General features: G+C 65.5%; 20 protein-coding genes, 1 tRNA gene, 1 rRNA gene and 1 pseudogene. 15 read left to right on the top strand and 8 right to left on the bottom strand.

All coding sequences use genetic code 11. The features are described 5' to 3' along the window. Window positions 1-68 precede the first annotated feature (68 nt). Window positions 69-145, bottom strand: a tRNA-Thr gene (locus tag ASG92_RS10210). A 137-nt stretch (window positions 146-282) separates the two neighbouring features. Beyond that, the gene (locus tag ASG92_RS10205; protein ID WP_056627514.1) at window positions 283-1,173 is read right to left on the bottom strand and encodes a DsbA family protein; all 891 of its coding nucleotides are present in this window, start codon (window positions 1,171-1,173) and stop codon (window positions 283-285) included. Window positions 1,174-1,443: 270 nt separating this feature from the next. Between ASG92_RS10205 and ASG92_RS10200 the strand changes: the two genes are divergently transcribed. From ASG92_RS10200 to ASG92_RS10185, 4 genes are all read left to right on the top strand, one after another. Next, on the top strand, window positions 1,444-2,856 hold the full coding sequence (locus tag ASG92_RS10200; protein WP_240987085.1) for a trehalose-6-phosphate synthase: 1,413 nt from the start codon (window positions 1,444-1,446) through the stop codon (window positions 2,854-2,856). Further along, complete coding sequence (otsB, locus tag ASG92_RS10195; protein ID WP_056627510.1) at window positions 2,846-3,673, top strand: trehalose-phosphatase; 828 nt, start codon at window positions 2,846-2,848, stop codon at window positions 3,671-3,673. Before ASG92_RS10200 ends, otsB begins: the two co-directional genes overlap by 11 nt. A 248-nt stretch (window positions 3,674-3,921) precedes the next feature. Then, window positions 3,922-5,004 carry a sn-glycerol-3-phosphate ABC transporter ATP-binding protein UgpC gene (ugpC, locus tag ASG92_RS10190; RefSeq protein ID WP_056627507.1) on the top strand — a complete coding sequence of 361 codons (1,083 nt, stop codon included), beginning with the start codon at window positions 3,922-3,924 and terminating at the stop codon, window positions 5,002-5,004. Window positions 5,005-5,180: 176 nt separating this feature from the next. Next, window positions 5,181-6,599: a DUF4032 domain-containing protein gene (locus ASG92_RS10185; protein ID WP_056627504.1), complete on the top strand. Its 1,419-nt coding sequence runs from the start codon at window positions 5,181-5,183 to the stop codon at window positions 6,597-6,599. A gap of 10 nt (window positions 6,600-6,609) precedes the next feature. Here the strand turns inward: ASG92_RS10185 and ASG92_RS10180 are convergent, their stop codons facing one another. Both ASG92_RS10180 and ASG92_RS10175 read right to left on the bottom strand, forming a co-directional pair. After that, the gene (locus ASG92_RS10180; RefSeq protein ID WP_240987081.1) at window positions 6,610-7,281 is read right to left on the bottom strand and encodes a GntR family transcriptional regulator; all 672 of its coding nucleotides are present in this window, start codon (window positions 7,279-7,281) and stop codon (window positions 6,610-6,612) included. 64 nt (window positions 7,282-7,345) lie between these two features. Beyond that, window positions 7,346-8,812 (bottom strand): chlorohydrolase family protein, encoded by a 1,467-nt coding sequence (locus ASG92_RS10175; protein ID WP_056627498.1) that lies wholly within the window; start codon window positions 8,810-8,812, stop codon window positions 7,346-7,348. A gap of 161 nt (window positions 8,813-8,973) precedes the next feature. Between ASG92_RS10175 and ASG92_RS10170 the strand changes: the two genes are divergently transcribed. From ASG92_RS10170 to ASG92_RS10145, 6 genes are all read left to right on the top strand, one after another. Continuing rightward, entirely contained in the window at window positions 8,974-10,047 is a 1,074-nt protein-coding gene (locus ASG92_RS10170; RefSeq protein WP_082579431.1) for an ABC transporter permease, read from the top strand. Window positions 10,048-10,092: 45 nt separating this feature from the next. Next, window positions 10,093-11,817: an ABC transporter substrate-binding protein gene (locus tag ASG92_RS10165; protein ID WP_056627496.1), complete on the top strand. Its 1,725-nt coding sequence runs from the start codon at window positions 10,093-10,095 to the stop codon at window positions 11,815-11,817. A gap of 65 nt (window positions 11,818-11,882) precedes the next feature. Beyond that, window positions 11,883-12,884 carry an ABC transporter permease gene (locus tag ASG92_RS10160; RefSeq protein ID WP_056627493.1) on the top strand — a complete coding sequence of 334 codons (1,002 nt, stop codon included), beginning with the start codon at window positions 11,883-11,885 and terminating at the stop codon, window positions 12,882-12,884. Next, window positions 12,881-13,924, top strand: a complete 1,044-nt coding sequence (locus ASG92_RS10155) for an ABC transporter ATP-binding protein (protein ID WP_056627490.1) — start codon at window positions 12,881-12,883, stop codon at window positions 13,922-13,924. Before ASG92_RS10160 ends, ASG92_RS10155 begins: the two co-directional genes overlap by 4 nt. 8 nt (window positions 13,925-13,932) lie before the next feature. After that, a complete protein-coding gene (locus tag ASG92_RS10150) occupies window positions 13,933-14,964 on the top strand; it encodes a dipeptide ABC transporter ATP-binding protein (protein ID WP_056627486.1) in 1,032 nt (343 codons plus the stop codon). A 23-nt stretch (window positions 14,965-14,987) separates the two neighbouring features. Continuing rightward, window positions 14,988-16,217, top strand: a complete 1,230-nt coding sequence (locus ASG92_RS10145; RefSeq protein ID WP_056627483.1) for an amidohydrolase family protein — start codon at window positions 14,988-14,990, stop codon at window positions 16,215-16,217. A gap of 82 nt (window positions 16,218-16,299) precedes the next feature. Here the strand turns inward: ASG92_RS10145 and ASG92_RS10140 are convergent, their stop codons facing one another. Further along, entirely contained in the window at window positions 16,300-17,634 is a 1,335-nt protein-coding gene (locus tag ASG92_RS10140) for an MFS transporter (protein ID WP_240987080.1), read from the bottom strand. Between the two features lie 133 nt (window positions 17,635-17,767). Beyond that, on the bottom strand, window positions 17,768-19,138 hold the full coding sequence (locus ASG92_RS10135) for an FAD-binding protein (protein WP_056627480.1): 1,371 nt from the start codon (window positions 19,136-19,138) through the stop codon (window positions 17,768-17,770). A gap of 430 nt (window positions 19,139-19,568) precedes the next feature. On the opposite strand from ASG92_RS10135, the gene ASG92_RS10130 reads away from it, so the two are divergent. The 5 genes and pseudogenes from ASG92_RS10130 (at window position 19,569) to ASG92_RS10115 (ending at window position 25,526) form a co-directional block, all read left to right on the top strand. Further along, a complete protein-coding gene (locus ASG92_RS10130; RefSeq protein ID WP_056627477.1) occupies window positions 19,569-20,645 on the top strand; it encodes a hypothetical protein in 1,077 nt (358 codons plus the stop codon). 152 nt (window positions 20,646-20,797) lie between these two features. Next, the gene (locus ASG92_RS10125) at window positions 20,798-22,240 is read left to right on the top strand and encodes a CoF synthetase (RefSeq protein ID WP_240987079.1); all 1,443 of its coding nucleotides are present in this window, start codon (window positions 20,798-20,800) and stop codon (window positions 22,238-22,240) included. 226 nt (window positions 22,241-22,466) lie between these two features. Next, a pseudogene (locus ASG92_RS28245) lies at window positions 22,467-22,604 on the top strand (IS110 family transposase); the annotation flags it as partial. Window positions 22,605-22,759: 155 nt separating this feature from the next. Beyond that, on the top strand, window positions 22,760-24,508 hold the full coding sequence (locus ASG92_RS10120; RefSeq protein WP_056627474.1) for a glycoside hydrolase family 13 protein: 1,749 nt from the start codon (window positions 22,760-22,762) through the stop codon (window positions 24,506-24,508). 4 nt (window positions 24,509-24,512) lie between these two features. Then, window positions 24,513-25,526 carry a LacI family DNA-binding transcriptional regulator gene (locus ASG92_RS10115; RefSeq protein WP_056627469.1) on the top strand — a complete coding sequence of 338 codons (1,014 nt, stop codon included), beginning with the start codon at window positions 24,513-24,515 and terminating at the stop codon, window positions 25,524-25,526. A gap of 9 nt (window positions 25,527-25,535) precedes the next feature. Here ASG92_RS10115 and ASG92_RS10110 read toward each other — a convergent pair whose 3' ends face one another. Further along, the gene (locus ASG92_RS10110; RefSeq protein WP_056627465.1) at window positions 25,536-26,030 is read right to left on the bottom strand and encodes an SRPBCC domain-containing protein; all 495 of its coding nucleotides are present in this window, start codon (window positions 26,028-26,030) and stop codon (window positions 25,536-25,538) included. Between the two features lie 488 nt (window positions 26,031-26,518). Continuing rightward, window positions 26,519-26,616, bottom strand: a 5S ribosomal RNA gene (rrf, locus tag ASG92_RS10105); the annotation flags it as partial.

The raw sequence follows: 26,616 nt of genomic DNA, 5'->3' as shown, positions 1-26,616 counted from the left end.
CAAGGCGGCCAAGGATTTGCTGGAGCAGATTGACGCGGACTAATGCCGCAGGCCGGTCCCGGCCGCTGTGGAGCCCCCTGTCGGATTCGAACCGACGACCCCCGCTTTACAAGAGCGGTGCTCTGGCCAACTGAGCTAAGGAGGCGCGCCCGTCAGGGCTGGCGCCGCGAAGGCGCTAGATAAGGTTAGCCCAAGGACGGCCTGCTGGTAAAAACGGCGATGGCCCGGTTCCCGGAAATCCGGGAACCGGGCCATCGGCTCATTCGGGCAGGCCGCCGGCGGTTAGGCCTTGGCCTTGATCGCTGCCTCGACGAAGGCCGGGAATTCGGTCTGCGCGCTGTCGCCCTTGCCCCACTGCTTGCCGTCCACCATGACGGTCGGTGTGCCCGAGACGCCGATGATGGACGCCTCCTGGGTGGCGTACTTCACCCAGGGACGGTAGGTCTTCTGATCGATGCACGAGTCGATGCTCTTGGCGCCGACTTCCGTGGCCATCTTCTTCAGGTCGTCGTCGGACAGGCCGGCGCTGCCTTCAGCCGGCTGCTTGTCAAACAGTGCGTTGACGAAATCCGAGTACTTCTCCGGGGATTCATTCACTACACACGCCGCGGCATTGGCTGCGCGGGAGGAGTAGTTGGTGGTGGAGCGGCTGTCCAGGAAGCCCAGCGGACGGTATTCCACGGTGATCTTTCCTTCGTCGCGGAGCTTCGTAAGGGTCTCGTTGTACTGGGCTTCGAAGTTCTTGCACACGGGGCAGATGAAGTCGATGTACAGCACCACCTTCACCGGCTTGCCGGCCTCAGCATCCGCACCGGGAGCCTTCACCGTGGCGGGAGGAGTTGCCGGCGCCGACGGAAGGTCGGCGATGTTCACCGTGCCGGGCTCCGACTTTGCTACCTCTGAGCCCTTCAGGAGGGTGACGCCGCCATGGACGTTGGCGTTGGCAGGAGTCGGGCCCTGGTCCGCCACGGGAGCGTTGTTCTTGAGGCTGGTGCTGACCACGAGCGCCACAACAGCGAGGATGGCAACCACTGCTACGACGATGCCCCAGCCGATCAGCAGCTTGTTCCGCTTGTCCTTTTTCAGCTGCTCTTCGCGAATCTGGCGTGCTTTCTCGCGGGCCTCTGCCGTGCGTTCTGCTTTGGACTTGCGGGGTTCGTTTGCGGGGCTCATTAGTTCCTCGTGTCGATCGGACAGGTGCGGACCACCCGGGGGCAACTCTCCCATTTTAGGGGGAAGCCCCAGAGCTTGCGCTTTCAAGCATTCCTTCAGCGTGCCCAACGGACGAATAGCACGGAAGATTCCGGCCCGTTAGGGTTGAGTGAGAGTCACAAGCAACCCCAGGGGGCCGCAATGCAACGACCTGACCACGATAAATCCGATACTAAAACGGAAACCGGGGCGGCGTCGGGCGAACACTCCGACGCTGCGAAATACGACTTCATGGTGGTGTCCAACCGCCTGCCCGTGGACCGCTGCGCACCGGGCGAACCGGGCGACGACGGGTCCGGCTGGCGCAGGTCACCCGGCGGCCTGGTGACCGCCCTTGCCCCGATGATGACCAAGACCGAAGGCGCCTGGGTCGGCTGGCACGGCGCTCCGGACGAGACGGTCAAGCCGTTCAGCCACGGCGGCATGGACCTTGTCCCCGTGCAGCTCAGCACCGACGACGTTGAGCTGTATTACGAAGGGTTCTCCAACGCCACCCTGTGGCCGCTTTACCACGATGTCATTGCGCCGCCGGAGTTTCACCGAACCTGGTGGGAGGCCTACCGCAGCGTCAACAGAAGGTTCGCCGTCGCCGTCGTCCGCCACGCCGGGCACGGCGCCACCGTCTGGGTCCAGGACTACCAGCTCCAGCTGGTGCCCCGGATGCTGCGGGAGGCGCGTCCGGACCTGCGGATCGGGTTCTTCAACCACATTCCTTTTCCCCCGCCGGAGATCTTCGCCCAGCTCCCCTGGCGCCACGCCATCATCGACGGACTGCTGGGCGCGGACCTGGTGGGCTTCCAGCGCAGCAGCGACGCCGGCAACTTCATGCGCTCGGCCAGGCGTTTCCTCGGCGCCAGCGTCAAGCAGCAGCAGGTCCACGTCAAAGGCGCAGACGGCGGCATCACGCATATCGCCCGCGCCCAGGCCTTCCCCATCTCCATCGACGTCCAGCAGATCAGCGAACTGGCCCGGAAACCGGAGATCATCGAACGGGCACGCCAGATCCGGCAGGACCTCGGCAATCCCAAGACCATCCTGCTGGGCGTGGACCGGCTCGACTACACCAAGGGAATCCGCCACCGGCTCAAGGCCTACGAAGAGCTCCTCAACGAGGGCAAGCTCCAGGTCGGCGACGCCACGCTGATCCAGGTGGCCAGCCCCAGCCGCGAGCGCGTCGAGCAGTACCGCCTGCTGCGCGAGGAAGTGGAAGGCACTGTAGGCCACATCAACGGCACGTACGACACCATTCAGAACACCGCGGTCCGCTACCTTCACCACAGCTACCCGATCGAAGAAATGGTGGCGCTGTACCTGGCCGCGGACGTCATGCTGGTCACCGCCCTCCGCGACGGGATGAACCTTGTGGCAAAGGAATACGTCACCGCCCGGACCAACAACGACGGCGCCCTGGTCCTCAGCGAATTCGCCGGCGCGGCGGACCAGCTCAAACAGGCGCTGCTGATGAATCCCCACGACATCGAAGGCCTCAAGGACACTGTAATGCGGGCCGTCAGAATGTCCCCCAAGGAGTCGGCCCGCCGCATGCGCTCCATGCGCAAGCAGATCCTGGACCACGACGTCGACTACTGGTCGGCCGAGTTCCTGCACGCACTCAATGAAAAGGTGATCCGCGATGACTCGTGAGGCAGACCGCCCCGGCACGGGCGACGCCCGGCTTTCGCTTCCACCCGAGCTGTTGGACGCCGTACGGCGCATCGCAGGCACCGAGCATCTGCTGGTCGCCATGGACTTTGACGGCACCATTTCACCGCTCGTGGACCATGCCGGGGACGCGCGCCCCCTTCCGCGTTCCGCGGCTGCTTTTTCGGAGCTCGCGGCCCTACCGAGGACGACGACGGCCCTCATCTCCGGCAGGGCGCTCGACAGCCTGCGCGCTGTCGCCTCGCCGCCGGAAGAGACGCTGCTCATCGGCAGCCACGGAGCCGAAGCCTGGCTGGGCCCAGGCTCGGCCCCGCTCACGCTCGACCCCGATCAGCGGGAACTCCTGGCCGAGGTCCGCAGCGTCCTGAAGGAGATTGTGGACCTCGCCCCGGGAACGGTCCTGGAAGACAAACCCGCGGGCGTCGTCCTCCACACGCGGCTTGCGCAGGACGATGTGGCAGAGGACGCCGTATCCGCTGCGCGGGCCGCGCTGCAGGACCGCAAGGGGGTCTTCCTCAAGAACGGCAAGAGGGTCCTTGAAACCTCGGTGGTCCACGCTTCCAAGGGCGAGGGCGTGGACTTCCTCCGGCAGGCCACCGGGGCCACGGGCGTTTTCTTTGCCGGCGACGACACCACTGACGAGGACGCCCTGGCCCGCCTGGGCCGGCACGACGTCGGGGTCAAAGTGGGGCTCGACTTCACCCAGGCGGAGTTCCGGGTGGAGGCACCGGTGCACGTCGCCGAACTGCTGGAGTCGCTGCTGCGGGAACGCCGGAAGGCAGTGGAACCGGCGTCCTGATGCGCACGGCAGGCGCCCTGCCGTGCCGGGCTGTGGGAGATCTCATATGTGACAGCCGTAACATTTGCACCCATTAAAGATAAATCTGACATACTCTAGGTGTGATGTGGCGCACAGGAACCGTGCGGCGTCACGCGATACTCCTCGGCTTCGGCCGGGGAGTACATCAAGCAGTACATAACTGAATTACATGAACCATTCACAACGGATCGTCCGGCACGTACCTGCCGGTGAAGGGATTGATAACTGTGGCAACAGTTACTTTTGATAACGCTACGCGTCTGTACCCGGGCACAGAAAAGCCCGCTGTTGACAAGCTCAACATCGAAATCGCCGACGGCGAATTCTTGGTCCTCGTTGGACCCTCCGGTTGCGGTAAGTCCACTTCCCTGCGCATGCTCGCAGGCCTCGAAGATGTGAACGCCGGCCGTATCCTCATTGGCGACCGCGATGTCACCGACGTTCCGCCGAAGGACCGCGACATCGCGATGGTTTTCCAGAACTACGCCCTCTACCCGCACATGACCGTTGCGGACAACATGGGCTTCGCCCTGAAGATCGCGGGCGTCAGCAAGGAAGAGCGCGCCGAGCGCGTCCGGGAAGCCGCCAAGCTGCTGGACCTCGAGCCGTACCTGGACCGCAAGCCGAAGGCACTCTCCGGCGGTCAGCGCCAGCGTGTCGCCATGGGCCGCGCCATCGTGCGTAACCCCCAGGTCTTCCTCATGGATGAGCCGCTCTCCAACCTGGACGCCAAGCTCCGCGTCCAGACCCGCACCCAGATTGCCTCCCTCACCCGCCGCCTGGGCGTCACCACCGTGTACGTGACCCACGACCAGGTCGAGGCCATGACCATGGGCGACCGCGTCGCAGTGCTCAAGGACGGCCTGCTGATGCAGGTGGACACCCCCCGCAACCTGTACGACCGTCCGAAGAACGTCTTCGTTGCCGGCTTCATCGGCTCCCCCGCCATGAACCTGCTCGAGCTTCCGGTCGTCGACGGCGGCGTCCAGTTCGGCGGCACCGTCTACCCGGTGCCCCGCGACGTCCTCGAAGAGGCGCACGGCCAGACCGTCACGCTGGGCAGCCGCCCCGAAGACCTCGAGACCGCTCCCCAGGGCGAAGGCCTGCAGGTTGAGGTCGACGTCGTCGAAGAACTCGGCGCCGACGCCTACGTCTACGGCCACACCACGCTCGACGGCAAGATCCACGACATCGTGGCCCGCGTCGACGGCCGCCGCCCCCCGATGAAGGGCGAGTCCATCTGGGTCCGTCCGCAGTCCGGCCACGTACACCTGTTCGACACCAAAACCGGCGAGCGCCTGGGCGCCTAGTCCCCACCGGCTCCCTAACCTCGCTCCGCTTCGGCCAGGGAACCCTGCCGGCGTGGGCCCAGGCACCGCAACCGACGGCGGCCCTTCTCAACCGGAAGGGCCGCCGTCGGCCGTTAAGCACCGGCTGCCTGCCTCCTGTTAGGTACGCTGCCCCAACGTACGGAAGAATTGACCCCATGACCGAGGAATACAGCGCCCAGTGGCACGACGAACCCACCGACTACGGGCAGATCGGCAAACTGCCGCGGTTCGAGCCCGCCAGCGCCAATGACGAGAAAATGTCCTCGGTCGCCAGTTCGCTGAACATCACGGCCGCCGCCGCTGATCCGGAACTGCTCGATCTTCCGTGGCACGTCGCGCTCGAAGACTGGCCGGCGGAGAACCTCGCCGCGCTCCCCCGAGGTATCTCGAGGCACATCGTCCGCTTCGCGCACCTCGGCGGTTCCGTCATCGCCATCAAGGAAACGTCCGAACACGTTGCCCGCCACGAGTACCACATGCTCCGCAAGCTGGCCCGGCTGGACGTTCCCTGCGTGGAGCCCGTCGCCGTCATCACCGGGCGCACCACGCCCGACGGCAGGCCGCTGAACCCGGTGCTGGTCACGCGCCACCTGAAGTTCTCCATGCCGTACCGCGCGCTCTTCTCCCAGATGCTGCGCAAGGACACCCTCACCAGGCTCATCGACGCCCAGGCGCTGCTGATGGTGCGGCTGCACCTGATCGGCTTCTACTGGGGCGACGTCTCGCTGTCCAACACCCTGTTCCGCCGCGATGCCGGCGCCTTCGCCGCCTACCTCGTCGATGCCGAAACCGGCGAGCTCTATCCTGACCTCTCCACCGGCCAGCGCGAGTATGACCTCGAGATTGCGCGCGTCAACATCGCCGGGGAGCTCATGGATCTCCTGGACGGCGGCCTGATCGAGGAGAAGGTGGACCCGGTGGCCACGAGCGAACTCATCATGGAAAGCTACCGCCGCCTCTGGACGGAACTGACCGAGAAGGAATCGTTCGAGCTCGGCGAACGCTGGCGGGTGGGTGCCCGCATCCGGCGCCTCAACGAGCTGGGCTTCGACGTCGAGGAATACGCGATCAAGACCACCCAGAACGGCTCCACCATCCAGCTCCAGCCGAAGGTCGTGGACGCAGGCCACCACATGCGGCGCCTGCTGCGCCTCACCGGGCTGGATGCCCAGGAGAACCAGGCCCGCCGCCTGCTCAATGACATGGACTCGTTCCGTGCGGACAACAACCCGGAGATGGACGAGGAGTACAGTGCGCACCTCTGGGTGAGCCAGATCTTCGAGCCGATCGTCCGCTCGATCCCCCGCGACCTGTCCGGCAAGCTCGAACCCGCCGAGGCCGTGCACGAGGTGCTCGAACACCGCTGGTACATGTCCGAAAAGCAGGAACGCCACATCCCGCTGGCGGAAGCCGTCCAGTCCTACATCGATTCCATCCTGCGCCACCGCCGCGACGAGGCCGCCATCATGCTGAACCCGGACACCGGGCTGCTGAAGATCCTGGAAGTGGAAACCGAGGAATCACGGTACGGCGCCGAGGAATCCATCGACGAGTACCCCGACGCCGACGACTGAGGCACCGCACTCAGGGCTCCAGCGACGCCGCCAGTCCCGCGAGCACCGGCTCGCGGCCGAGTTCGATGTGTGAGTAGGCGAGCGAATAGGCCAGATCGGCCTTTCCGCCGAGGATGGCCTTGCACAGTTCCATGTGCTCGTCGCGCTGGAGCTCGTTGCTGCGGTTATGGGCCAGGCCGAAGATCCAGCGCATGCGGCCGAAGAGCGGCTTGACTGAATCAATGAGCAGCCGGTTGCCCGAGAGATGGACGATCTCGGCATGGAATTCCGCACTGAGGCGAACCACGTCGTCGGTCCGTTCGTCGTCGATCGCCTGCCGGGTTTCGTCCAGGAGTTCCTGCAGACGGCCGCCCGGCTGGCCCGCGGAAACGCGGATGGCCGCCATGCGGGCCGCGAAGGTTTCCAGGCAGAGCCGGACGTCGAAGAGTTCGTTGACGTCCGTGAGGGTCAGCTGCCGTACGACGGCACCCCTCCTGGGGAACGTCTCCACGAACCCGTCCTGCTCGAGGCGTTGGATGGCCTCCCGCACGGGGATCCTCGAAACGCTGTAAAGCTCGGACAGTTCACGTTCGCGCAGCCGCATGCCCTGCGCGTATTTTCCGGCCACGATCCCCTCAAGGACCAGCTGGTAGACCTGTTCGGCGCGGGCTTCGTCGTCGCGGCCGTTCAGCGTCTCAGGCATCGGCTTGGCCACTATCCCATTCCCATCTGTGCAGTCGCCCCAGGAGCCGGGCGGGCCTTGCCGCTCAGCGTTCCTCCCGAGCATACACGGGCGGAAACAGCTCGCCGGAAGTCCTACGGGACGCGTCCCGCAGCGAATAGGCAGAGCGCATTTTGTCAAAGAGTTCCTGGCCCCTGCGGCGCCAGAAGCCGAGGTCGACGCCGTCGATCTCCCCGTCCCGCATGATGGTCCTCCCGGCCACCACTGACAGCACCGCCTGGCGGGCCGTGCCGTTCAGCAGGAGGGTACGGAAGGGATCATCACGGACGCCGTCCCGGACATCGTCGAGCGAAAAAGCCACCATGTCCGCCTGCGCTCCGGGTTCAAGCCGTCCCAGGTCCGGACGCCGCAGCGCCCGGGCTCCGCCCAGCGTGGCGGCATCGAAGTATCCGGCCACGTCCCCTGCGCCGGTATCCCCGGCCAGGATCTTGGCCAGCTGCACTCCGGCGTCGATGCCGCGGATCAGGTCCGGCGGAAAGGAATCCGTGCCCAGGGCAATGTTGATGCCGGCGGCCTTGTAGGCCGCGAATGAGTCCAGCGTGCTTCCGTAGCGCAGGGAGGTCAGCGGGCAGTGGACGATGCTGGCTCCGGAGTCCGCCAGCCGGGCGAGGTCGCCACGGTCCTCGCCATGGACTGCAGGGTTCCGGTCCGTGTACGTGGCGTGCGGAATGAGGAGCCTCCCGTTGAGCAGGCCCACCTGGTCGATGAGCTCCAACGGAGTTACGCCGTGTTCGTCCATGATGAGCCGGCGTTCCAACAGGCCCTGCAGGGAGTGCAGCCGGACCAGGACATTCCGCTCCGCCGAGAGCTGTGCGGTGGCTTTGAGCAGCTCCAGCCCAAGGGTCTCGATCCGGCAGGGAAGGAGGACTCCTTCCACCAAGGGGTCGGCCAGGCCGCGGACGTGGTCCAGGAACGCCACGGCGTCGGCGAATCCGGCGGCTCCTTGGCCGTCGTCGAACAGCACGGAGCGTTCGCCGCACTGTAGCACCACGTTGACCCCGGCCCGGTAGGCCGGTCCGAGGTAGCCGCGCAACCCCAGCCGGCTGCTGGTCTCGGCCATCCCCGCGAGCTCGTCGAATGTTTCCGCCCATTCGGAATGGACCTCGGAAGCGATCGGCACGTACGTGGTGATGCCGTGCAGGACCAGCTGGATCAGGGCATATTCGCGAATCTGCTGGCGTTCCCCGGCCGTGAAGACATCCGCGCGGCGGCTGCGGAAGTAGTCCTCGGACCACTGGTAGCCCTTGCCGAGTTCCGGATCTGCCCAGCTATCCAGGAGCAGGTGGTCTATATCCGTAAGGGCATCCAGGTCGATCAGCCCCGGCGTGATCAGGGACTCCCCCAGGTCCAGCTCGGCGTCAAAGGCACCCTGGTAGTCCCTGCCGACAAACTCAATGGTGGCGTTCCGGTACACCACGCAGGCGTCGTCCAGGAGGACGTGCCTGCCGTTACGGTAGCCGAGCACATGCCGGGCGTTTACCTTCGTGATCACAGCGGGTCCTTTCTAAGGTGGCAGTTCTGCGATTCTACCTGTTTGGTATTCCAAATACGGCATTATTTGTGATTTACATCGCACCAAACGTGCCCTACTCTATTTTTGGTATACAAAACGTTCCGGAGCTTGCTCCTTGGACCATGAATCGAGCACCCCCGTTGACCCAGCTACAGTCCACCGCCGAACCTGGCGCTGCGAGTTCATCCCCCGCCGGCAACGGCGCCCCTTCCGGCCGGAGCAAAGCCGCCCCCAAGGCAGGGCCCGCAGGCGAGGCCGCCCCGGTCGAGGCGAGATCGCTCCTCGCAACGGCCTGGCTGCGAATCCGCCGGAGCAGGATCGCGCTGCTGAGCCTTTGCGTCGTGGTGGCCATCGTGCTGTTCGCCATCCTCGCCCCGTTCCTCAGCGCCGTGTCCGGCAACGATCCCTTCACTTCCAACACCAGCCCCGAGGTGCTGGACGATTTTGAAACCCCCGGCCTGCCGCTCCCCGGTTACATGTACCCCTCGGCCGGTCACTGGCTTGGCGTGGAACCGGGACTTGGCAGGGACCTGTTTGCCAGGCTGGCCCACGGCGGCCAGGTTTCGCTGACCATTGCCCTGCTGTCCACTGCCGTCTCCGTGGTCCTGGGGACCGTGCTCGGTGCCGCGGCCGGGTATTTCGGCGGCAAAACGGACGCGATCATCAGCCGGATCATGGACCTCTTCCTGGCCTTCCCCCATCTGCTGCTGGTGCTCTCGCTGACTCCCATCCTGCAGTCGCGGCTCCGTGACACCCCTCTCGGCCAAGGCAGTTTCCTTCCCATGGCGTCGCTGGTGATCATCCTGGGCTTCTTCGGCTGGGCGTACCTTGCCCGCATCGTCCGCGGCCAGGTGCTGAGCCTCCGCGAGCGCGAGTTCGTCGAGGCTGCCCGGTCCTTCGGCGCCTCACACCTGAGCATCCTGTTCCGGCAGGTCATCCCCAATGTCATGGGCGTGGTGCTGGTTTACGGCACAATGCTCATCCCCACCAACATCTCCGCAGAGGCAGCACTGTCATTCCTCGGCGTCGGCGTCAAGGACCCCACGCCGTCGTGGGGCCAGATGCTCAACGCCGCCCAATCAGGCAACTGGTACCTCAGCGATCCCTGGTTCCTGGCTGTCCCCGGCACCATGCTTATCGTCACCGTCCTGGCATTCAATCTGCTCGGTGACGCCGTGCGTGACGCACTGGACCCCAAAGCCTCCCGCCACTAACCCATCCCCTCGAACTCCGTTCCATCCACCCCTCTGAGGAGCACTATGAAAACCCGCACCAGAGCACTGGCACTTGCCGTGCTGATCGCCACGGCGGCCACCGGCTGCGCGGCAGGCCAGAACCAGCCCGGCACCGCCAAACCCGGAGGCTCCGTCACCGACATCGCTGCGCACGTGGTGAAATCCGGTTTCAATGCCAAGGGCGGCAACATCAACGTCCTGATGTCGTCCGACTTCCAGACCCTGGACCCGGGAAACAGCAACTACGTGCAGACGGCCAACGTCGGCCAGCTGTACTACCGGACCCTGACCATGGCCAAGGAGACGGCCGGCCAGCCGCCCACCATCGTTCCGGACCTCGCAACGGACACCGGCCAGGTTTCCAAGGACGGGCTCACCTGGACGTTCACCCTGCAGGAGGGCGTCAAGTTCGAGGACGGCCGCCCCATCACCTCCGCCGACATCAAGTACGGCGTCGAACGCACCTTCGCCCAGGACGTCTTCACCCAGGCCCCGCAAGAGCTCAATGCAGCGCTCGACGCCGGCGGCTACAAGGGGCCGTACAAGGATCCCTCCGCGGTGCTCAAGGCAGTGGAAACCCCTGACGAGCGCACGGTCGTATTCCATCTGAAGAAGCCGTTCGCCGAATTCCCGGCCCTCGCCTCGCGCTCCAACACCGCGCCCGTCCCGAAGGACAAGGACACCAGGCTGGACTACACCAACCACCCGGTGTCCTCCGGCCCTTACATGGTGGAAACGTACAACCGCGGCAAGTCACTCAAGCTGGTCCGCAACCCGCACTGGGATCCCGCCACAGACCCCAACCGCACGGCCCTGCCGGACACGTTCAGCTTCTCGCTCTCCACTTCGCAGGCCACCATCAGCCAGCAGCTCCTGGCCAACTCGGACCCCAACGCCATCACGCTGGACTCCAACGGTGCACTGCAGACCTCCGATTCGGCCAAGCTTGCCGACGCGCAGGTCAAGGACAGGGTGGCCTCCGGCCTGCTCGGCTGCAACGACGTCCTGAGCCTGAACACGGAAAAAATCTCCGATCCGGATGTCCGCAAGGCCATCGCACTCGCCCTGGACCGCCAGTCCATCCTGGTGCAGTACGGGGGGCGCCGCTTCGGCGAAATCACGCAGACTCCGCTCAACGCCAAGATGCGCGGCTACGTAGCCCAGGAATTGGAACTTGATCCCAGCGGAAAGCCCAAGCTCGACGAAGCCAAGAAGCTCCTCGAAGGCAAGACCTACCCCAAGTCCCTCACCTTCGGCTACGCCAACAACCGCGACGCCTACAAGAACACCGGCACCGTGGTCCAGCAGAACCTCAAGGCGCTGGGCATCGACGTCCAGCTTGTGCCGATTCCGGCCCCTAACTACTACTCGATCATGGCCAGCGACCAGCTGCCGGACATCGGGCGCTCCGGCTGGTGCGGGGGCGCCGATCCTGCCTCGGTCCGGACCTCGGCCGATCCCATCCTGGGACCCAACAACGACGGCACCAGCTACGGCTTCTCCAACACCTCGCGGTATTTCGATCCGCAGGTCTCCAGGGCCATGTTCGAGCTCCGGAACACTTCGGGGACCTCTGAGGAACTGGGCAGGAAGTGGTCCGAGGAATTCGGCAAGGCCCTGAAGACCTACCCGATCATCCCGCTCATCCGCAGCCACACCAACAGCGTGGTCGGCTCCAACATCCGCAACGCCCAGGTGGGCTACTTCTTCGGCGGCATCGACCTCTCGATCGTCGGCGTCGAGCACTAACCGGGCTTCGTCCAGAAGGAGACGCGGGCCGCCCGGCACCACCCGGGCGGCCCGCAACCAGCACAATGATCAGATTCATACTTCGCCGGTCAGGCTCCCTGATCCTGCTTCTCATAGCCGTCAGCTTCATCACCTTCACGCTGTTCCAGCTGGGGCCTGCGGACCCGGCGTCCGCAGCCTGCGGACAGGAGTGCACGCCTGAACGCGTCGCGGAGGCACGCGTCGCCCTCGGCATGGACCAGCCGTTCCTGGTCCAGTACGCCGACTACATGCGCGGACTCGTCGCGCCGCGGATGATCGGCGCCCCCGGCGCCGAATCCGTCTGCCAATGGCCGTGCCTGGGCAAGTCGTTCCAGACCAACGAGGACGTCTCGGACATCATTGGCCGGTCCCTGCCCTACACGCTGTCCATGGCCATCGGCGCCCTTGTGCTCTGGACGGTTTCCGGCGTCGGACTCGGTTTGCTGGCCGCCCTTCGCAAGGGAAGCGCGACGGACAAGTTCATCGTCGGCGCCGCCTCGGTGGGGGTCTCGCTGCCCATCCCGGTCACGGGCCTGTTTCTCCTGCTGGTGTTCGTCAACCAGCTCCATCTCCTGCCGTTCACCACCAACGAGATTGCCAGCCCGCTGGGCCCGCAGGGACCGTGGGCGTGGGTGCTGAACTATCTTCTCCCGTGGATTGCCCTCGCCGTGCTGTTCAGCGCGTCCTACATCAGGGTCACCCGCACCAACATGATCGAGACGTTCGGCGAGGACTTTATCCGCACGGCCCGCGCCAAGGGCCTGGCCCCGAGGACAGTGACGTTCAAGCACGGTGTCCGGGCCGGCATCACGCCGGTCGTGACCATGCTGGGCATGGACATCGGGCTGCTGCTCGGCGGCGCCGTCCTGACCGAGCAGATCTTCTCGGTCCCCGGGCTTGGATTCACTGCCGTCCGGGCCGCCATCTCCGGCGACCTCCCCGTCACCATGGCCATCACCATGCTGGCCGCATTCTTCGTCATCGTCGCGAACGTCGTCGTCGACCTCGCCTATGCCGCCATCGATCCCCGAGTGAGGCTCCAATGACCCAGCTCCAGCCCAGCACGCCGGCCACCGAACAGGAGGCAATCCCCTTCCTGGACGTCCGCAATCTTTCGGTGAAGTTCCCCACGGACGACGGCCTGGTCTCGGCCGTCAACGGCATGGACTTCTCGCTCCAACGCGGGCAGACCCTGGGCATCGTCGGCGAATCGGGGTCCGGGAAGTCCGTCACGAGCCAGGCCCTGATGGGTCTGCTCAAGGGCACCTCCGCACAGGTCAGCGGCCAGGCCCTGTTCCAGGGCAGGGACCTCGTCACGCTGCCGGAGTCCGGAATGCGCCGGCTGCGCGGCCGGAACATCGGCATGATCTTCCAGGACCCCCTCTCGGCGCTGCACCCCTTCTACACCGTGGGCCACCAGATCGCCGAGGCCTACCTCGTCCACAACAGTGCCACCAGGAAACAGGCCCGGGCCGCCGCCGTCGAGATGCTCGGCCGGGTCGGCATCCCGAGCCCAGAGCAGCGCTTCGATGAATACCCGCACCATTTCTCCGGCGGCATGCGGCAACGGGCCATGATAGCCATGGCGCTCATCTGCGAACCGGAGCTGCTCATCGCCGACGAACCCACGACGGCCCTGGACGTCACGGTGCAGGCCCAGATCCTCGACCTCATGGCCGAGCTCCAGGCAGAGACCAACTCGGCGCTCATCCTCATCACCCACGACCTTGGCGTCGTGGCCGAGGTGTGCGATTCCGTGCTGGTCATGTACGGCGGCCAGTGCGTCGAGTCCGGCGCGGTGGACGAGATCTTCTACGACACCCGGCACCCCTATACCCTGGGGCTGCTCAAATCCATGCCCACACTCAACAGCTCCTCCGGCCGGCTGAGCCCCATCCCGGGCCAGCCGCCGTCGCTCCTTGACCTGCCCGCGGGATGCATTTTCAGCTCGCGCTGCGAATACGCCGCCCTGGCCGGCGACGGCGTCTGCCGTGAGCAGAGGCCCGCCCTCCAAGCCGAGAACGGCCACGGGACGCGCTGCCATCTCAGCGGCCCGCAGATCACCACCATCCGGAATTCGCGTTAGGACCCGCCATGGACAACCAGGCAATTCTCCAGGTGGAGAACCTCCAGAAGCACTTTCCCGTCAAAGGCGGCCTCTTCTCCCCCGACAGCAGCCGTGCAGCAAAAGCCGTCAAAGCCGTCGACGGCGTCTCGTTCAGCCTGGAACGCGGCCAGACTTTGGGGCTCGTGGGTGAGTCCGGCTGCGGGAAGTCCACGACCGGCCGCATGATCTCCCGGCTGCTGGATCCGACGGGCGGGAGGATCATGGTCGACGGCGCCGACATCAGCCAGCTGCGCGGCCGGGAGCTGTACAACTTCCGCCGCAAGGTGCAGATGATTTTCCAGGACCCGTTCGCGTCGCTCAATCCGCGGCAGACCGTGGGGACGGCCATCGCGGCACCCATGGTGGCGCAACGGATCAACCCCGCCGGCGGGCTGAAGAACCGGGTCAAGGAGCTCCTGGATCAGGTGGGCCTCAAGCCGGAACACTACAACCGCTTCCCGCACGAGTTCTCCGGCGGCCAGCGGCAGCGCGTGGGCATCGCCCGGGCCATTTCGCTGAACCCGTCGGTGATTGTGTGCGACGAGCCCGTGTCTGCCCTGGACGTCTCGGTGCAGGCGCAGGTGGTCAACCTCCTGCAGGAGATCCAGCGGGACACCGGTGTCGCGTACATCTTCATCGCCCACGACCTTTCCGTGGTCCGGCACATCTCCCATCAGGTGGCCGTCATGTACCTCGGCAAGATCGTCGAACAAGGATCCCGGGACGAGCTGTTCCGCGATCCCCGGCACCCCTACACGCAGGCGCTGCTGTCGGCTGTCCCCTTGCCGGATCCCAGGGCTGCCCGGAGGCAGCAGAAGATCCGGCTCCGCGGGGATCTGCCGTCACCGGCCAATCCCCCAAGCGGCTGCGTCTTCCGCACCCGCTGTCCCCTCATCGGGACGCTCCCCGAAGAGCAGCAGCAGCACTGCATCAGCGAGATCCCCGCACCGGCCGGCCCGGCCGCACCTGCGTGCCACCACGCGGGACTGGCAGCCGCCGTCGCCGCGGGTGTGCAATAGACCCACAACAAAGGAGCACTACATTGACTACCCTGATCCGCGCCGTCCGGCCCTGGGGACAGGCGCTGAGCGACGTCCTCATCACGGAGGGCAAGATCGCCGTCGTCGAACCGCATGACCCGGCGAGACCGGCGGCGAGCGCCGCGCGCGAGCCGGCGGCCGTCGTCGAAGGCCGCGGCCGGCTGCTGGTGCCGTCCTTCTCCGACGTCCACGTCCACCTGGACTCCACCCGTATCGGGCTGCCGTTCCGCGAGCACACGGGCGGGCCGGGTGTGTGGGCAATGATGATGAACGACCGGCTGAACTGGCGCAACGCCGAAGTCCCGCTGCAGGAACGCGTCAACAACACGCTCGGCCGGATGATTGCGCGGGGCACCACCCGTGTCCGTTCCTACGCCCAGGTCGATGTGGACTGCCGCCTGGAGCGTTTCGAGGCCGTCGCCGCGGCCAAGGACCAGTTCAGGGACCAGGCCGACGTCGAGATCATCGCGTTCCCGCAGGCCGGCCTCCTGCTTGAGGAGGGCACCGTCCCCTTGATGGAGGAGGCGTTGAAGGCCGGGGCGAACGTCATGGGCGGCATCGATCCGTGCAGCCTGGACCGCGACCCCGCCCGGCACCTGGACATCGTGTTCGGGCTGGCTGAGAAGTACCAGGTCCCCATCGACATCCACCTGCACGAGCCCGGCGAACTCGGTGTCTTCAGCACCGACCTGGTGCTTGAGCGCACCCGCGCCTTGGGCATGCAGGGCAAGGTCACCATGTCCCACGCCTACCAGCTGGGCAGAGTCTCCGAGGCCACCACGCGCCGGCTGATCGAGGAGTTCGCCGAGCTGGACATCTCCATGGCATCGGTGGCGCCGGCAGCAGCCGGCCAGCTCCCGCTCCCGATGCTTGCCGAGGCCGGTGTCCGCGTGGGCCTGGGCGAAGACGGCCAGCGGGACTACTGGTCCCCGTACGGCAACACGGACATGCTGGACCGCACGTGGCAGCTCGCCTTCACGCACGGCTTCCGCAAGGACGAGCTGATCGAACACTGCCTGGCCATCGCCACGGTGGGCGGCGCGAGCGTCCTGGACCCGTCGGCGACGCGGCTCAAGGGCACGGCGCACCGCCCCGGCCTTGATGCGGGCGATCCTGCCGAGCTGCTGCTGCTCGACGGCGAGACGGTGGCCTCCGCGGTCATGGACCGCGGCACCGACCGCACCGTGATCCACCGGGGCAGGGTTGTCGCCGACGGGCTGGAGCTGGTCTAGGTCTGCCATGCGAAAGTGGCCGGCCCCTCCGCTGAGGGACCGGCCACTTTTCGTTGTGCCGGCGGGCACGGCGCCGCGGGCTTTAGCGCCCGACGGCGGCCGGCATGCCGGGGAGTTCCCCGGCTGGCGCGCCAGTGGTCACCGGAGCCCCGCGCACGGCGTGGTAGCCGGCCCCGGCCAGCAGGACCGCTTCCGCTGCCAGCACCCAGAACGTGGCGTTCCAGCCTCCCGACCACTCGTGCAGGAAGCCGGCGGCCAAGGGCCCCAGGGACGCCAGCGCGAAGCCCAGCCCCTGGCTCATGGCGGAGAGCCGTCCTGCGCTTTGTGGCCCGGCGGACCGGATGACCATCAGGGCCATGCCCAGCCCGAAGCCTGCGCTCTGGACGACCCCCAGCGCGCCGACCGTCACAAACTGCAGCTCGGCGGGGGCCGCGAGAACACCCAGCATCGCCGCGGCCACCAGCAGCCCGAGCCCCGGAGCCATGTACTTCAGGACCGATGCGCGCCCGGCGAGGACCGGCGCCAGCAGGCTCGCCGGGAGGCCGGCAATGCTGAACCACGCCAGCAGTCCCGCCGCGGCTTCCGCGGTCACGCCCTTTGAGACCAGGAACACTGCCAGCCACGAGGTGATGGCGAAATACAGCAAGGCCTGCAGTCCGAAGAACGCGGTCACCGCCCATGCCGTCCGCTGCTTCCACAGCGGGACAGCCGGAAGGCGGACGCCGGCCTCTGTCGCGATATCCGTGGGCGAAACGCCCGTCACTGACCCCGCGGCCTGCGGTGGCCGGCCCCGGGCGCCGCGGACGCCGGCGCCGCGGATACCGGCGCCGCGGATACCGGCGCCGCGGATCAGGACGGCAGCCAGCAGTGCCGGGATGGCCCAGACCGCCAATGCCCAAGCCAGACTCCCGCCAAGGGAATGCTGCAGCGGCTGGACCAGCCCTGCCCCCATCGCGGCCCCGAGTCCGAAGCCCATGGTGCAAAGCCCCGTCCACCACCCCGTCCCGCGGTTGGCCTTGACGATCTGCGGCACCAGGACGCTGGCCGTCATGATCGAGGCTCCGGCAAGGAAGGTACCGGGAAGCAGCAGTCCAGGCACCAGCACACGCCCCACCAACGCAACAGCCAGCACCAGGAGCGCCAACGCCACAGCCGGGCCGGTCCCTAGGCGCCGGGCCAGCCAGGGACCGCAAGGAGCCGAGACGCCGAACGCCAGCACGGGCAAGGCGCCCAGCAGCGGGAGCAGGTGCGGGTCCAGCCGGAAGCCCCCTTCCAGCTGTCCCATGACTCCCGCAACGGTGGTGATGGCCGGGCGCAGATTGACGGAGACAAGGACCAGGGCAACCAGCATCCCGGCCGCGGCGAACCCCCTGGCGTGCCCCGTCAGACTGCGGCGCGGCGGGCGTGCTGCTCCCATTGATTGCCTCCCACTAATCCCATTTGGTATACCAAATAAGACTAGGGGCGCGGCGGATCAAAGTAAACCGGGGTTTTAGTGGAGGCGAATGCGACCATCCGTTTTAGGACAGCTCGTTTTGGAATACCAGAATCTAGATGGCTTTGCCCGGGTTCAGGAGACCCGCAGGGTCAAAGAGCTCCTTGATCCGGTGCTGCAGCTCGCGGATGGGCTCGGGCTGCTCCAGGCCGAGCCAGCGCAGCTTGTACTGCCCCACGCCGTGCTCGCCAGTGATGGTGCCGCCCATGTCCAGCGCCACCGCGATTGACGCGTCGAGGGCCTTGTTCAGTCGCCGCATGGCGTCCGCGTCCACCTGGTCGTTCACGCGGTCCACCCAGAAGGTGGGGTGCAGGTTTCCGTCGCCCGCATGCGCCACCACCTTCAGCTTCACGTCGTGGACCTCCGCCAGTGATTCGAGGGCGGCCACATAGCCCACGAGCCGGGAGCGCGGAACGGCGACGTCCTCGCCCACCCGGTACTGGTCATCGACTTCAACGCCCCTGCTGTTGCGTCGCAGTTCCACCAGATCCTCGGCTTCCGCGCTGGCCTCGGTGGTGACCACAGCACCGCCCGCGGCAAGGACTTCGCGCACGACGTCGGCCTCCGCCGCCGCGCCGAAGCCGTCGGTCTGGATCAGGAGCAGCGAGGCGCCCCGGGAGGCCAGGTCCGAGCCGTGGATCTCGTCCAGCTGGGTGAGGGACCCGCCGTCGAGCAGTTCCATGATGGCGGGCTGCACGCGGGACCTGCCCACGGCGAGCACCCCGGCGGCGGCCTGCCGGAAGTCCGGGTAGAACGCGGCAATGGTGTGCACCTCGCGTGACAGGTACTTGAGCCGCACCGTCACACCCACCACAATCCCCAGCGTCCCCTCGGAACCGACGAACAGCCCCGTGAGGTCGTAGCCCGCCACGCCCTTGAAGGTCTGGTGGCCGGTGTGGATCAGGCTGCCGTCAGCCAGCACCACGTCCAGCGCCAGCACTGAATCCCGGGTCACCCCGTACTTGGCGCACCGTAGCCCGCCGGCATTAGTGGCAACATTTCCGCCGATCGTTGACGTCCGGAAACTGGCCGGGTCCGGAGCAAACATCAGCCCGTGCCGCGCCGCGGCGTCGTTAAGGTCGGCATTGACCACACCTGGTTCAACCACGGCGGTCTCATCGTCCGGATTCAGGTCCAGGATCCGGTTCATCCGTTCCAGGCTGAGAACAACCGATCCCTCGCTGGCGTGCGCGCCGCCCGAGACCCCCGTCCCGGCCCCGCGTGGCACGATTGGCACGTTGTGGGCTGCGCACGTTCGGACAGTCTCCTGCACGTCAGACACCGAACCGGCAAAGACGACGGCAAGCGGCAGCTGGTAATCCAGCACCGGCGCCTGGTCCACCGCGTAGGCAGCCAGGGCGGACTCGTCCTGGAGTACTTTTCCTGGCCCCAGGACTGATGTGAGTTCGTCAGCAATGCTGCCCATTAGCTCTCCCGTTTCGATCACGTATGGCTCCCAGTCTAGATGTCGGGATGGCGTGGTTTGCGGGCCTTTTGGCGCCGGGGCACCCCGTTACCCCTCATCGCCCTCGCACGCCGCCGCACAGACGTCCTCTTTGCCATGCTCAGAGACGGAACGCTTTACCAGGATCCCGAACCACGGAATCTGCCCCGCAAATGATCCGCCAACCATGTCGGAGCAATATCTACCGCGACACCACCCGGTACGGCATCACCTGAGGGGCGCAGAGTGCAATAGTTGCCGTACTCAGGCCGGGGCTTTTTATCCCGATCTGGCCGTACCCCTCCACTGAACTGACTTATTGGCTCAGTTCGCTGGTTTCCCCGAACTACTTACCGAAGGGAAGTGCTCCCCGTGGCTGGCTATCGTTACTGGTGTCTCATAGATTGGCGACATGTTTAAGGATGCTGGGGCTCTGTGGCTCGATATCGTCGAGGACGTCCGATGGTATCCCTCGCCCCATAACTCCCAGCCCATCAAGCTGAGGGCCATCAGCGAGACAGCTGCACGGGTTTATTATGACCTTGACCTCGGGCTGCCTGCCGAATCGTTTGGCATCCCTTTCGCCCACGTTTGTGCAGGCGTCTTCCTGGAGTCGTTGTCTGTGGTCGCCGCCGCCCGCGGCTACCGCACCATCGAGGCCCTTGACCACTCCGAAATGGATTTCGATGCCGTAGACCGTTTGCATCTTATTGGCACAGTGCGATTGGAACCCACCGACGCGGATGCCGAGGCCCGGTCCGCGGCTCAACGTCGGCTGGCTGCATTCCGGTCTAGACAGACTTCCCGCCGGCCCTATGACAGCAGGATCGTGGGCGATGAGATTCTGTCGGCAGCTTCTTCGATCGCCACCGAGCAAGGATTCGATTTCCGCTCGACGGTGGATGCCCGCATGGTCTCTTCGCTAGTGCGGATCAATCAGAAGACTCTTTTTTCTGATTTGCGCAATGACGCGGTCTACGCCGAGATCATGCAGTGGTTGAGGTTCTCAAAGGATGAAGCGGCCGCAAAGGCGGACGGGCTGAGTGCAGAAACCATGATCATGCCTGGTCGGGTGCTTCGCTTCGCGATGCGGAACCGCAGTCTTTGGTCCTTCCCGGTAATCGGCGGCCTCATTAGAACCATGTATCTGCGCACGATGCGCGGGGTGCGACAGCTCGGGTGGCTGGAAGGCCCATTCGCCGAGCCTTCCCACTTTCTCGAAGCCGGGCGTACCTTCATGCGGGTCTGGCTCTTCTTCTCTGAAAGAGGCGTGTACCTGCATCCCTTCGGCACTGTGATCACCAACCCGGCCTCGCACGCCGAATTCGTTTTGGAGGCCGGAATCCACGAATCCGCGAACAGAATGGCGTGGATGCTCTTCAGATTCGGCTACAGCTCCAGCCCTCCAACAGCACACCGCCGCCCCGCCACCTCGATGCTGCTCGGTTTTTTGCCCGAGGGACACGTCCCGACAGGAGCTACTCCTTGAGTAAAACGTTCATTTTCGCATTTGTCTTTCTGATGGACAGGTTTGTCGGGCTTTTCACCCCAAGGGTCTCCACTCATCGGATACTGCTGATGCCCGGCATTGAGCCGTTTCGGTGGGCCGCCGGACGCTGGAGGGCCTGGCGAACCTTTGAGATGGCAGCCAAACGCGTACCGGCCTATCGCGACTTCCTCTTCGAACGTGGTGTACCTGGAAAGCTTTCCCTCAAGGGCAAGACACTTGCGGAGGCCTTCGCCGCACTGCCAGAGATGGACAAAGACAGCTATATCAGACGCTGGACCATTCCGGCCCGCAGCGTCGACGGCGTTCTTCCCCGCCACGGTGTCGTTGTCGATGAATCTTCGGGGAGTTCAGGCGTGCCCACCAGCTGGGTGCGTGGCCTCGACGAACGCCTCGCCACCCGACAGCTGCTCCAGGTTGGCTTCTCGCGCACTGCGGAGACCCTCAAGAAGCAGCCGTTCGTGCTCAACTGCTTCTCGCTCGGAGCGTGGGCGACAGGAATGAACGTTAGTACTTCCCTCACGGACGTCACCATGATCAAATCCATTGGCCCGGACCGTGACAAGGTAATCGCCACGATGCTCGAGTTCGGGACGGATTACACATACATCATCCTCAGTTACCCGCCCTTCCTGAAGGCTTTGTTCGAAGATGACCGCATCAACTGGGAAGCCTACGACATCGTGGCGGCGTTCGGCGGCGAGGGCATCAGCGAGAACATGCGCGCGCACATCACAAAGTACGCCCACAGCGCTTTCGGCTCCTACGGGGCCTCCGACCTTGAGATCAACCTGGCTATCGAGACGGACTACACAGTGGAGCTCCGACAGGCCATCGCGGCCAACCCCGCACTGTCGGCGCGGCTCACCAGGCAGGCAGAGTACGGTGTGCTGCCGATGATCTTCCAGTTCAACCCCTACGACTACCTCATAGAAACAAACGAGGACGGAGAACTGGTCGTCACGATCGTGCGGAAAGAGAACGTCAATCCGCGGATCCGATACAACATTCATGACCGCGGGCACGTGCTGCGCGTGCGCGACCTCAACGCCGTGCTCAAGGAATTCGGGCTCGAACACATCATTCGGCAGCAGTTCCTCGATCTCCCCCTGCTCTTTCACTACGGCAGGAGCGACCTGTCCGTCGACTTCAACGGAGCCGTCGTCGCACCGGATGCACTGCGCGACGTCCTCAGCGGCGACCGGACCCTTCTTGCGGCGGTAGAGAACCACCGCCTCGTCAGTTTCGAAGACGAGCAGGGAAACCGACAACTTCACATCGCGCTGCAGCTCACCGCGAAAGCCACTCACGAGCGCACCCTGGACGAGGTTGCCTACAGGAAATACATCCTTGAGCAACTTAGAGGCATGAACGGCGATTTCAACAACGCAATCCTTACATCACCTGACACAAGCCTGCCCACGGTTGCGTTCTATCCGCTACGCACAGGCCCGTTCAGGTCTGACGGCGCGAAGCTCAAGAACGAGTACGTTTGGCAACTCGGTCCCTCAGCCCCCCAAGACTGGAGCCTGGACCTCACCTTCCAGGCACGGAAGAATCCGGCAGCCACTGACTGACTCCGATGATGGTTCACGCAATGGCGATTTCACAGGATCGGACAAGTCCCCGGCGCCCGTCCCGCACGGACCGTGTTCAACAGAATGGCTGGACACGACCGGAGGCACCGCCGCACGTTTCGACATTACCGAATCGGGAATCGGGTGGGGGTTGGTTACCCGGCAGCAAAGGTCCCTCTGCTGCCGGGTAACGGTCCTGACACCGCTCCCGCATTCAACGACGGCGCGGCGAGCCGAAGGCAAACGGCACAACCAAGCCCTCATCGCCCTCGCACGCCGCCGCCCAGACGCCCTCTTCGCCATGCTCAGAGACGGAACCCTCTATCAGGCCCCGGAACCACGGAACCTTCCCTCAGCAGCTTGACGAAAACCATTGAGGCGCCCTCCCACATCGGCTGCAAACGCTTCCAGTTCCGTGTGCCATAAGTGGCATGCTGTAGGTCTCTTTACGGAAACTGTCATGGCACTGTGGACTGGAAACGCTTTCATTTCGCCATTGCGCCCCTCTAAGCTGGCCCAATGTCTGTTGACTCATTGCTTCACGTTGCCAGCCCCCTTGCCGGCTCCCTGACACCGGTTCATGCAGCCGACCACGCCCACGGATGGTGGCGCTCTGCCGTCATCTACCAGGTGTACCCCCGGTCCTTCCGCGACCTGAACGGAGACGGCATCGGCGATCTGGCCGGCATCACGGCGGAGCTCCCGCAGCTGGCAGAACTGGACATAGACGCGGTGTGGCTCTCCCCCTTCTACCGTTCGCCACAGCGCGATGCCGGCTACGACGTCAGTGACTACTGCGACGTCGATCCCCTGTTCGGCAAGCTGGGCGACTTCGACGGACTGATCGCGGAGGCCAACCGGCTGAGCCTTCGGGTGATCGTGGACCTCGTCCCCAACCACTGCTCCGACCAGCACCGCGATTTCCAGGCTGCCCTGGCCGCAGGCGCGGGCAGCCCGGAACGGGACATGTTCATCTTCCGCGATGGCACCGGCCCCGCGGGCGAACAGCCGCCCAACAACTGGCAGTCACACTTCGGCGGTTCAGCCTGGACCCGTATCACCGAGCCAGACGGCGAACCGGGACAGTGGTACCTGCACCTGTTCGATTCCTCGCAGCCGGACTTCAACTGGGACAACCGGGCCGTCCATCACGAGTTTGAGCGCGTCCTGCGGTTCTGGCTTGACCGGGGAGTCTCCGGCTTCCGCGTGGACGTGGCCCATGCCCTGGTTAAAGCGCCCGGGCTTCCGGCATGGGGCGGGCGCGCGGACGGCAGCAGCTCAGACGGTTTTCCCGGCCATGAAGCACCGATGTTCGGCCAGCCTGCGCTGCACGACATCTACCGGGCCTGGCGCCGGATCCTTGAGGAGTACGGACCCGATCGCATCCTTTGCGCAGAAGCCAATGTGGACCCGCTTCCCCGGCTGGCCGACTGGGTCAGGCCCGACGAAATGCACCAGGCGTTCAACTTCCCGTACCTGCATGCCGGACTGGACCTGCACCGGCTGCGCACCATTGTCACGGAGTCGCTGACGTCGCTGGATGCCGTGGGTGCCCCCAGCACCTGGGTGCTCTCCAACCACGACGTCGTCCGGCACGCCACCCGCTTCGGTTACGGCTGGTCAGGTCCGCGCGAAGGCGACGGGATCGGGCCGGCGGACCCCCAGCCGGATCACGCGCTGGGCAGGTCCCGGGCCGCGGCCGCGTCCTTGTTCATGCTGGGCCTGCCGGGCGGCGCCTACCTCTATCAGGGCGAGGAACTCGGCCTGCCTGACGGCATCGACATCCCGGGCCATCAGCGGCAGGACCCCACGTTTACACGGACCGGCGGCACACGGCTGGGCCGCGACGGCTGCCGCGTCCCGCTGCCCTGGCGTGCCTCGGAGCGGCACAACGGCTTCGGCGACGGCGTGCACCCCTGGCTCCCGCAGCCGGAGAGCTTTACGGAGCTGGCCCGGGACGCCCAGGCGGCGGACCCGTCGTCGCACCTGAATCTCTATCGGCGCATACTGGCGGCCCGCCGCGAACTCGGCCTCGGGCGCGGTTCCCTGTCCTGGGCCGAAGAATGGTGCACGGGCTCTTCGCTGGCGTTCCTCAACGGCGACGTCCTGGTGGTCATGAACATGGGCACCGAGTCCCTTGAACTGCCAGCCGGCGAGGTGTTGCTCCGCAGCTCCTCCGCGGACCGTGAATTGGCCGACGGCTGGCATGGAATAAGCTCTGGAGAGACCGTTTGGTTGCGGATTTCAGCAGAGGACTCGGAAAGCTAGGTTCATGGCCGGCATCAAGGAAGTCGCGGAACGTGCCGGGCTGTCCATAGCCACCGTTTCGCGTGCCTTGAGCGGCAGGGGCCACGTATCGCCGAAGAGCCGTGCGCGTGCCCAGGCGGCAGCCGCGGACCTTGGCTTCGTGCCGTCCTACCAGGCCTCGAGCCTCGCCTCCGGCCGGAACTACAACATCGGCCTCGTGGTGCCCTCCGTCCAGCGCTGGTACTTTGCCTCGGTGGTGGAGGGGGTCTCGGCGGCGCTGCTGGATGCCGGCTACGATCTGACCCTGTACAACACCACCGAGGCCTCCGCGCGCCGACAGAGCGTCCTTAACGACTTTCTCCTGCGAAAGCGCGTTGACGCAGTCATTGCGGTTACGCTCGCCCTCACAGAGTCCGAGATCGCGCAGATGCTGGCGATCCACCGCCCCATCGTGGGAATCGGCGGGCCGTTGCCGGGAGCCTCCACCATCCGCATCGACGATCACGGCCTCGCCCAGGCAGCAGTGAACCATCTGATCCGGCTGGGCCACACCAGGATCGCGCACCTGACCGGGGATTCAGTGTACGAGCAGGACTTCAAGATCCCCCGCACCCGCCTTGCCGGCTATGAAAAGGCCATGCAGGGCGCCGGGCTCAGTGTGCGGCCCGAGTGGACAGTGTCCGCGGACTTCACGGTCCAGGGTGCCTACGCTGCAGCCCGCACGCTGCTGGGTGGCGTTGCAGAGCGGCCGACTGCCGTCTTCGCCGCTTCCGACGAGATGGCAATCGGCGCCATCCTCGCCGCCCGTGATTTCGGGCTCCGGGTTCCGGATGACCTGTCGGTCATCGGAATGGACGGGCACGAACTCGGCGCGCTGTTCGGCCTGACCACCATTGACCAGGATCCGCGTGGCCAGGGCGCGCTGGCGGTTCGCCTGCTGTTGGAGGGGCTCGACGGCGGAACGGACCAGGCGGTGCTCGACACCGAGTATCCGACGAAGTTCGTCATCCGGTCGAGCACTGCTGTGCCGCCGGCCTAGGCTTCCTGGCTAGGCGCCTTCGCCGCCCATGAACCGTACGAACCGTTCCAGGACGTCCGGCCAGCCCTTCTCGTAGCTGGCGCGCGTGCCCGCCGGGTCCTCGGCGCCTTCCCAGCCGTCATGCACCACGCGGACCTCCGTGCCGCCATCGACCGCCCGGAACGCAATCCTGAGCTCCGTCGACCACAGCGCCGTGGTGCCGGGGTACCAGGAGGCATGGAAGGACAGCGGAGGCTGCCAGTCATCAATCGTTCCCCAGGTGGTGCTCCTGCCGTCGTCGGCGGTCTCCAGGATCATGTTCTCCTCGAACTCCACGTAGGAGCCCGGGCCGTACACGCTGTTGGTCTCCATCGGCCACCACAAGTGCGTGTGATCAGTGAAGCCCATGAAGGCACGCGACACCGGTCCGGGGACTACTACGGTGCAGATCACCGGGTCCAGGCTCTCGGCGGGGACGGGCTCATTGGCGCCGGGGCCGGCGGCGTGGCTGAAGAGGTTTTCCATGGGCACCAACTCTACCGGCACACGTAGGGCTCACGGTGTCGAACTTAGCGCTGGTTACCTGGCATAGCCGCAGCCGGTATTCGGCGCCTGGCACGTGAGGCGCTGGTTGAGCCTGTCGAGAAACCCTCTCTCACTTCCCACAGGTAAATCACGGACGCTCTCTCACTTCCCGCGGGTAAATCACGGACGCTCTCTCACTTCCTGCCGGTGACGACGGCGGGTGGTGGCTTGGTGTGCCCGGCCGGGGGTGGTGAAAGAGCGATGCCCGGAAAGGTGCGGGTAGTGAGAGAGCGTCCCGTCCCACGCGACAGGAACTGAGGGAGCGTCCCGCAAAAGGGTGCGGGTGGTGGGAGAGCGTCCCGTTCCGGGCGACAGGAACTGAGAGAGCGTCCGGTTCCTGCACTGGTTGTGCATGTCGAAAACGGTCGAGGTGCCGTTAAAAGGCTCAGGCCCCGACATACGTTGTCGGGGCCTGAGCCATAAATAGTGTCCGGCGGTGACCTACTCTCCCACACCCTCCCGGGTGCAGTACCATCGGCGCTGTGGGTCTTAGCTTCCGGGTTCGGAATGGGACCGGGCGTTTCCC

This window comes from Arthrobacter sp. Soil736 (genome assembly GCF_001428005.1).
GTDB lineage: Bacteria > Actinomycetota > Actinomycetes > Actinomycetales > Micrococcaceae > Arthrobacter.
The sequence above is the reverse complement of the archived record's forward strand: the minus strand, read 5'-3'. Positions and strand labels throughout refer to the sequence as shown.